Source organism: Leyella stercorea DSM 18206 (assembly GCF_000235885.1).
GTDB classification, from domain to species: domain Bacteria; phylum Bacteroidota; class Bacteroidia; order Bacteroidales; family Bacteroidaceae; genus Prevotella; species Prevotella stercorea.
This window is the reverse complement of sequence record NZ_JH379347.1, coordinates 1-5911: the sequence shown is the minus strand read 5'-3', so window position 1 is coordinate 5911 and position 5911 is coordinate 1. Positions and strand designations below refer to the sequence as shown.

The window sequence follows — 5911 nt, the reverse complement described above, 5'->3', positions numbered from 1 at the left end:
CGTTTTGACATTGATGAGATACGGATAAAGCTGACAGACAAGAAACTCGCCAAGGCAACCAACGCACAGACTATCGAACTGACACCTGCCCTGGTTCTGGAATCGGGCAAGACATTCAGACACGGCTATCGGAATGTGATTGTCGTGAAAAAGATGACCTTTCCCAATGACAAGCTACTGACCATCGAAATGACGGAGAAACAGATTAGTGGCCGTAACATCAGTCTGAACATCGACTATGAGGATATACTGGCGGCAGATTCGTTCCATGCAGATTTATTGGAGGAGGAATGACTATGAAAAAGACAATCATCGTGATAATTACCTGCGTGTGTATCGCTGCAAGTGCAAATGCACAACAAGGTAGCGGACGCCTCTCGCTTGGCACAGGGCTACTCTACAAGAACGGCATGGATATAACGCTCGCCTACGAACACGAAATGAACTATCGCCATACGTGGGAGTTCTTCGTCAACGGCTATCTACAATGGGCAGAGTGCGCTTCGTGCGGGCATATCTGCCCGGAATCATTTTGGCGAAACTACCGCAGCTACGGTTTTGGCGTGGCCTACAAGCCGTGCATGACGCGGGGACGCAACCACTATGGCAGTCTGCGTATCGGAGCTTCAGCCGGAAGCGACATGAATAAGTTCCTCGGTGGCCTGCACTTCGGTTACGAACACAACTATGTGCTACGGGCCGGATGGACACTGTATTGGCAAGTGAAAAGCGATGTGATGATAAAAGGTGCGGACGTGCTGCGAGCAGGTGTCGTGCTGGGTGTGAAACTACCTATAAAATAGGGAAACAAAAAAGAAAGCAATATGATACGAAAGATACATTTGGTGGCAGCGGCAACGGCTGCCGTGCTTTGCGCTGCCTGTGACACGCATATAGACGTACCCGATACAGCAGTTCGTCCAGGACATATCCTCTGCGAGGATGGAACAGCCTTGCCTTACGCACAATATGAACAATCGGGGAAAAAAGCGATAGCGGTTGTCTTCGATACCGAAAAACGCGGAGATACGGAGGGGGACGGTTATGCAGTTTACCTGTGGGACATTGCTCCACAGGCATTCGCCGACAGCCTCGGCATCGCACAAGGCACATCGGCTGACATCATGGCTTATGATGGCAATGAGAATACATTCGCACTGTATGATACACAAGAAACCGCTTCGCCAATGGCAGAAGCGGTTTTCGACCTATGGCGGTACGGGCAGAGTGCCTATGTACCGTCCGTGGCAGAGATGCGGCTGCTCTACACCATGCGAAAGATAATCAACCCTGTCATCGAACAATGTGGCGGTGAGCCGTTACCACTGGATGAAAACGACTGTTGGTACTGGACATCCACAGAAGTCGAAAAGCAACAGACAGCCAAGGCATGGCTCTATTCCATGGGGAGCGGCGCAATGCAGGAAACACCTAAAGTACAGGCGCACAAAGTACGCCCTATAATTACCATAAACGAATAAAAGATAGAAAGATATGAAAGATACGGATATATTTTTCAGCATAGCATTGATGATATTGGGAATTGTCCTCATGTATAAGTCCATGAAAGGTAATTCATGCCGACAAATACTGGCAAAACTCGCAGATTCCATAGCATCGGATAAAGAAGATATTAATTTTCAAATTAAAAGGTTCGGCTACCTTTTGGACGAAATGACTGCCGATAATGAAAAAAATTCAATCTTGAAGCGTCATGCCGACAGACTGGAGGAACTTGTCACGCAATTAGACCGCACACGAAACGAGCTTGAAACAAGTAATCTGTCAATGGCGGATATTAACGGAGAGTTGAAAAGAAGTAATGCCGAACTTGTAAAGAGAGCAACCCAATTACGCAATGAGATACAGCAAGACGAGCTTGTCATCCAAAAGATGCAAGAACGCCTTGATTCTCTCAAAAGAATCAAAGTGGGGCTTGAAATAGCCCTGAATAACATTCAGGCAGAAGAAGTACACTATCTCTCGGAACCGGTATTCAGTTTGGGTATTACCCCATCCATCAAAAGCCATCTTGAATCTCATGGAATATTATATATCGGAGACCTGATTCATCTTAACGAGCAATATCTCATGGAAATCTGGGGTATCGGTCCGGTAACACTTGATAAGATAAAAACAAAACTGAACGAGAATGGTGCATGGTTCGGTATGGATGTAATCAGAGTAGGTAATCATTGGTATCGTAGAAAACAAGGACTAATAACAGACTGACTTATGGAAGAAAGTAAGGAATTGCAAGGGTTCTATAAAATATTCCGCACAGTGGTATATGTGTCCGTGCTGCTGGAGTTCTTTGAATATGCCATTGACCCTGCAATGCTCGACCACTGGGGCGGCATACTGACCGACATTCACGGACGCATCAAACAATGGATGATTTACCACGACGGCAATCTTGTGTACAGCAAAATCGCAACGGTACTGCTTATCTGCATCACTTGTGTCGGAACGCGGAACAAGAAGCATCTGGAGTTCAACGCACGCCGGCAGGTGGTGTATCCATTGACGAGTGGGTTATTGCTGCTCGTACTCTCCGTATGGCTGTTCGGCCATACGATGGAAACAAGGCTTTATACCTTACCTCTGAATATCATTCTCTATATGATTGCCTCCATTGCTGGCGTAGTACTGGTACATATCGCATTAGACAACATTTCAAAGTTCATCAAGGAGGGATTGATGAAAGACCGTTTCAACTTCGAGAATGAAAGTTTTGAACAATGTGAAGAAAAAGTCGAGAATGAATACAGCGTAAATATCCCCATGCGATACTACTATAAGGGTAAATTCCGTAAGGGGTGGATTTCTGTAAGCAACTGCTTTCGAGGAACATGGGTAGTTGGAACACCGGGATCGGGTAAGACTTTCAGTATCATAGAGCCGTTTATCCGACAGCATTCGGCCAAAGGTTTCGCCATGGTGGTGTATGACTACAAGTTTCCTACATTGGCGACCAAGCTCTACTACCATTACAAGAAGAACGAGAAACTGGGCAGAGTACCCCAAGGGTGCAAGTTCAACATGATTAATTTTGTGGATGTGGAGTACAGCCGTCGGGTGAATCCAATTCAGGCAAAGTACATCAACAATCTTGCGGCGGCCAGCGAAACGGCGGAAACATTATTGGAAAGCCTACAAAAGGGTAAGAAAGAGGGAGGCGGCGGAAGCGACCAGTTCTTCCAAACCTCGGCGGTAAACTTCCTTGCCGCTTGTATCTACTTCTTCGTGAATTATGAACGTGAACCCTACGATGCCAACGGCAAGCCTCTATATGCGGAAAGACAGCAAGATCCGCAGACCAAATTCTGGAAACCGACAGGTATCGTGCGCGACCGTGAAGGCGGCAATATCGTGGAACCTGCCTACTGGCTGGGAAAGTATTCGGACATGCCACATATTCTGTCATTCTTGAATGAAAGTTATCAGACGATTTTCGAGGTACTGGAAACTGACAATGAGGTTGCTCCGCTGCTTGGTCCATTCCAGACAGCTTTCAAAAATAAGGCAATGGAACAATTGGAGGGTATGATTGGCACGTTACGTGTTTATACCTCGCGTCTGGCAACCAAAGAGAGCTACTGGATATTCCACCGGGATGGCGATGACTTCGACCTGAAGGTGAGTGACCCGAAGAATCCGAGTTACCTGCTGATTGCAAATGACCCGGAAATGGAATCCATCATCGGTGCATTGAACGCTCTTATCCTAAACCGTCTCGTTACCCGTGTGAATACCGGGCAGGGGAAAAATATTCCTGTGAGTATTATAGTGGACGAGTTACCGACACTCTACTTTCACAAAATAGACCGTCTGATAGGTACAGCGCGAAGCAATAAGGTGAGTGTAACGCTCGGCTTTCAGGAACTACCGCAACTGGAAGCCGATTATGGTAAGGTAGGTATGCAAAAGATCATTACGACGGTAGGTAATGTGGTAAGCGGCTCGGCACGTGCCAAAGAAACGCTGGAATGGTTGTCCAATGACATCTTCGGCAAGGTGGTCCAGGTCAAAAAAGGCGTGACTATTGACCGGGACAAAACAAGTATCAATCTCAATGAGAATATGGACAACCTTGTGCCTGCCTCGAAAATCTCGGATATGGCAACCGGATGGATATGCGGTCAGACGGCACGGGACTTTGTGAAGACGAAAACAGGTATGGGCGGTTCAATGAATATTCAAGAATCGGAAGAGTTCAAGACTACAAAGTTCTTCTGCAAAACAGATTTTGATATGGCAGAAATCAAGAAAGAAGAAGCGGCGTATGTGCCGCTGCCGAAGTTCTACACTTTCAAGTCGAGAGAGGAACGGGAGCGCATCCTATATAAAAACTTCGTACAAGTGGGGCAAGATGTGAAAGAGATGATAAAAGACGTTCAAAATAAGCGCAACGCGAAATAAAAATCCGGCTGTCTGACATATAATGTAAATAAAAACAACAAAAACCGTCAGTACAATCGTACTGGCGGTTTACTACTAACTAATCTCTTCTTCTGGTTTATCAGGAGAGCTACCTGCTTAATAATTGGGTGAGTTGCTGATGGCAATTTTTTCGTATTCCTCTTTGTCAGTACCGCATTCAATTGCCCTGTCAATGACATCCCCTAACTCGTTGTAACAAACTTCTTCATTGACACACTCTGCATCTTTGCCTTTCAACAGATATACCTCATAATAGTCCGACCCATTAAGTGCAATAATGACGTATCCGGTGTGTAACAGTCCGTTTACTTTGATACGAAGTGCAGGCAGGTCTTTGAAGATGGTGGCTGCAAACTCTGCGATACCCCATGACATGAGGACGGGCATAGGGGTAAGTCCTATCAACTGCTCTTGAATGGTCTGTGCTATTTGTATTACATACTCTTTTTCCATAACTATGCTATTTTTAAGATGATTATTGTTTTTTTATTCGAACCATTCCGGGTTGTCCTTTTTCAGTTCGGCAACCAATTCTACGTCTGTCAGTCGCAGGTTTGCCATGTCGGTAAAGAAGAAAACCTCGTCATAGATTCTTTCGGCTTCCTTGCTTGCGAAGCCTTCGTTTTCATCGTTGAAACTACCGGGCTGAAGGGCATCAAGCAAGGTAATCGAGCCGATAAGGAGTTCTTCACCCTCGTTGGATTCCACCACACGGCAAGGATAGTTATTGCCGCCAAATTGTACTTCTTGTGTTTTCATACGCTTGTTATTTTAATGGGATATGCTTTCCATTTGTCTTGAGGTATTCCATAAGACACTTTGCTTCTTCATGTGACGCACGATTGCGGTCATCATAGCGACGTGTCTCATCCGCCATCACAATGATGCACTCCTTAAACAATCTATAGAGGCTCTGTTGCAGTGTGGGGTGCATATCAGGTATAGCGGCTGCAAAACGCTTGGGATTGAAACTAAAACTATTCACTGCCATTTCCCATTCTTTGGCAAGTTTGTACTCTTTGCTTTCTTTGATGTTGTCCATTGTCATGAAATTTTAATGATTTATTTTTCTTCCCTCTGTTCGGTTCTATATTCTGTCTGAACCGCTTGGGATTTACAGATGCTTTACAGGACTGACGAACAAGCTACTTCCAACGCTTTTTTTGGAAAATTACTCTTTCACAGAAAGGAAGAATTTTATAAAAATGCACTTCAAAGCGATGGAATCAAGCGCGGCAGTCCACCTTCGCGTCTGGAAAACCAACCGGCGAGGACAGGAAGGAACCGGAGAAGGAATAAGATGGAAAAGATAAAAAGGAGGAAACTGATAGGTATAAATGAAGACGGGTGGCGGCGGGGTATCGGGAGGTAGCTATAAATGGGATAGAAAAGGCATAATCGCGCGGATGGCGGGTTTGCCCGGCAGACGCGCCGCCCGACAACGGTTTGGAGCAGTTGTCCGTGAACA

The 5911-nt window shown here is 45.7% G+C and carries 9 protein-coding genes; 5 read left to right on the top strand and 4 right to left on the bottom strand.

The features are described 5' to 3' along the window. The 5 genes from HMPREF0673_RS00710 to HMPREF0673_RS00690 form a co-directional block, all read left to right on the top strand. Window positions 1-294: DUF4138 domain-containing protein (locus tag HMPREF0673_RS00710; protein WP_007896810.1), on the top strand; the 294-nt coding region annotated here is incomplete at its 5' end. Continuing rightward, window positions 291-803: a hypothetical protein gene (locus tag HMPREF0673_RS00705; RefSeq protein ID WP_004310169.1), complete on the top strand. Its 513-nt coding sequence runs from the start codon at window positions 291-293 to the stop codon at window positions 801-803. The genes HMPREF0673_RS00710 and HMPREF0673_RS00705, both read left to right, overlap by 4 nt. Before the next feature lie 21 nt (window positions 804-824). Beyond that, window positions 825-1481: an Lcl C-terminal domain-containing protein gene (locus tag HMPREF0673_RS00700; RefSeq protein WP_004310168.1), complete on the top strand. Its 657-nt coding sequence runs from the start codon at window positions 825-827 to the stop codon at window positions 1479-1481. 13 nt (window positions 1482-1494) lie between these two features. Continuing rightward, window positions 1495-2232, top strand: coding sequence for a DNA-directed RNA polymerase subunit alpha C-terminal domain-containing protein (locus tag HMPREF0673_RS00695; RefSeq protein WP_004310167.1), 738 nt, complete (start codon window positions 1495-1497; stop codon window positions 2230-2232). A gap of 3 nt (window positions 2233-2235) precedes the next feature. Next, entirely contained in the window at window positions 2236-4422 is a 2187-nt protein-coding gene (locus HMPREF0673_RS00690) for a type IV secretory system conjugative DNA transfer family protein (RefSeq protein ID WP_004310166.1), read from the top strand. Between the two features lie 117 nt (window positions 4423-4539). On the opposite strand, the gene HMPREF0673_RS00685 is transcribed toward HMPREF0673_RS00690, so the two are convergent. The 4 genes from HMPREF0673_RS00685 to HMPREF0673_RS14640 all read right to left on the bottom strand — a co-directional run. Further along, window positions 4540-4896, bottom strand: coding sequence for a hypothetical protein (locus HMPREF0673_RS00685; protein ID WP_004310165.1), 357 nt, complete (start codon window positions 4894-4896; stop codon window positions 4540-4542). A gap of 33 nt (window positions 4897-4929) precedes the next feature. After that, window positions 4930-5202: a hypothetical protein gene (locus HMPREF0673_RS14450; protein ID WP_004310164.1), complete on the bottom strand. Its 273-nt coding sequence runs from the start codon at window positions 5200-5202 to the stop codon at window positions 4930-4932. 7 nt (window positions 5203-5209) lie between these two features. After that, window positions 5210-5485 carry a hypothetical protein gene (locus HMPREF0673_RS00675; protein ID WP_004322070.1) on the bottom strand — a complete coding sequence of 92 codons (276 nt, stop codon included), beginning with the start codon at window positions 5483-5485 and terminating at the stop codon, window positions 5210-5212. A 184-nt stretch (window positions 5486-5669) separates the two neighbouring features. Continuing rightward, window positions 5670-5911: hypothetical protein (locus HMPREF0673_RS14640; RefSeq protein WP_216589858.1), on the bottom strand; the 242-nt coding region annotated here is incomplete at its 5' end.

What these genes read in the sequence shown, in the direction of transcription:
- HMPREF0673_RS00705 (WP_004310169.1), top strand. Translation starts at nt 291, where the DNA reads ATGACTATGAAAAAGACAATCATCGTGATAATTACCTGCGTGTGTATC.
- HMPREF0673_RS00695 (WP_004310167.1), top strand. Translation starts at nt 1,495, where the DNA reads ATGAAAGATACGGATATATTTTTCAGCATAGCATTGATGATATTGGGA.
- HMPREF0673_RS00690 (WP_004310166.1), top strand. Translation starts at nt 2,236, where the DNA reads ATGGAAGAAAGTAAGGAATTGCAAGGGTTCTATAAAATATTCCGCACA.
- HMPREF0673_RS14450 (WP_004310164.1), bottom strand. Translation starts at nt 5,202, where the DNA reads ATGAAAACACAAGAAGTACAATTTGGCGGCAATAACTATCCTTGCCGT.
- HMPREF0673_RS00675 (WP_004322070.1), bottom strand. Translation starts at nt 5,485, where the DNA reads ATGGACAACATCAAAGAAAGCAAAGAGTACAAACTTGCCAAAGAATGG.
- HMPREF0673_RS00685 (WP_004310165.1), bottom strand. Translation starts at nt 4,896, where the DNA reads ATGGAAAAAGAGTATGTAATACAAATAGCACAGACCATTCAAGAGCAG.
- HMPREF0673_RS00700 (WP_004310168.1), top strand. Translation starts at nt 825, where the DNA reads ATGATACGAAAGATACATTTGGTGGCAGCGGCAACGGCTGCCGTGCTT.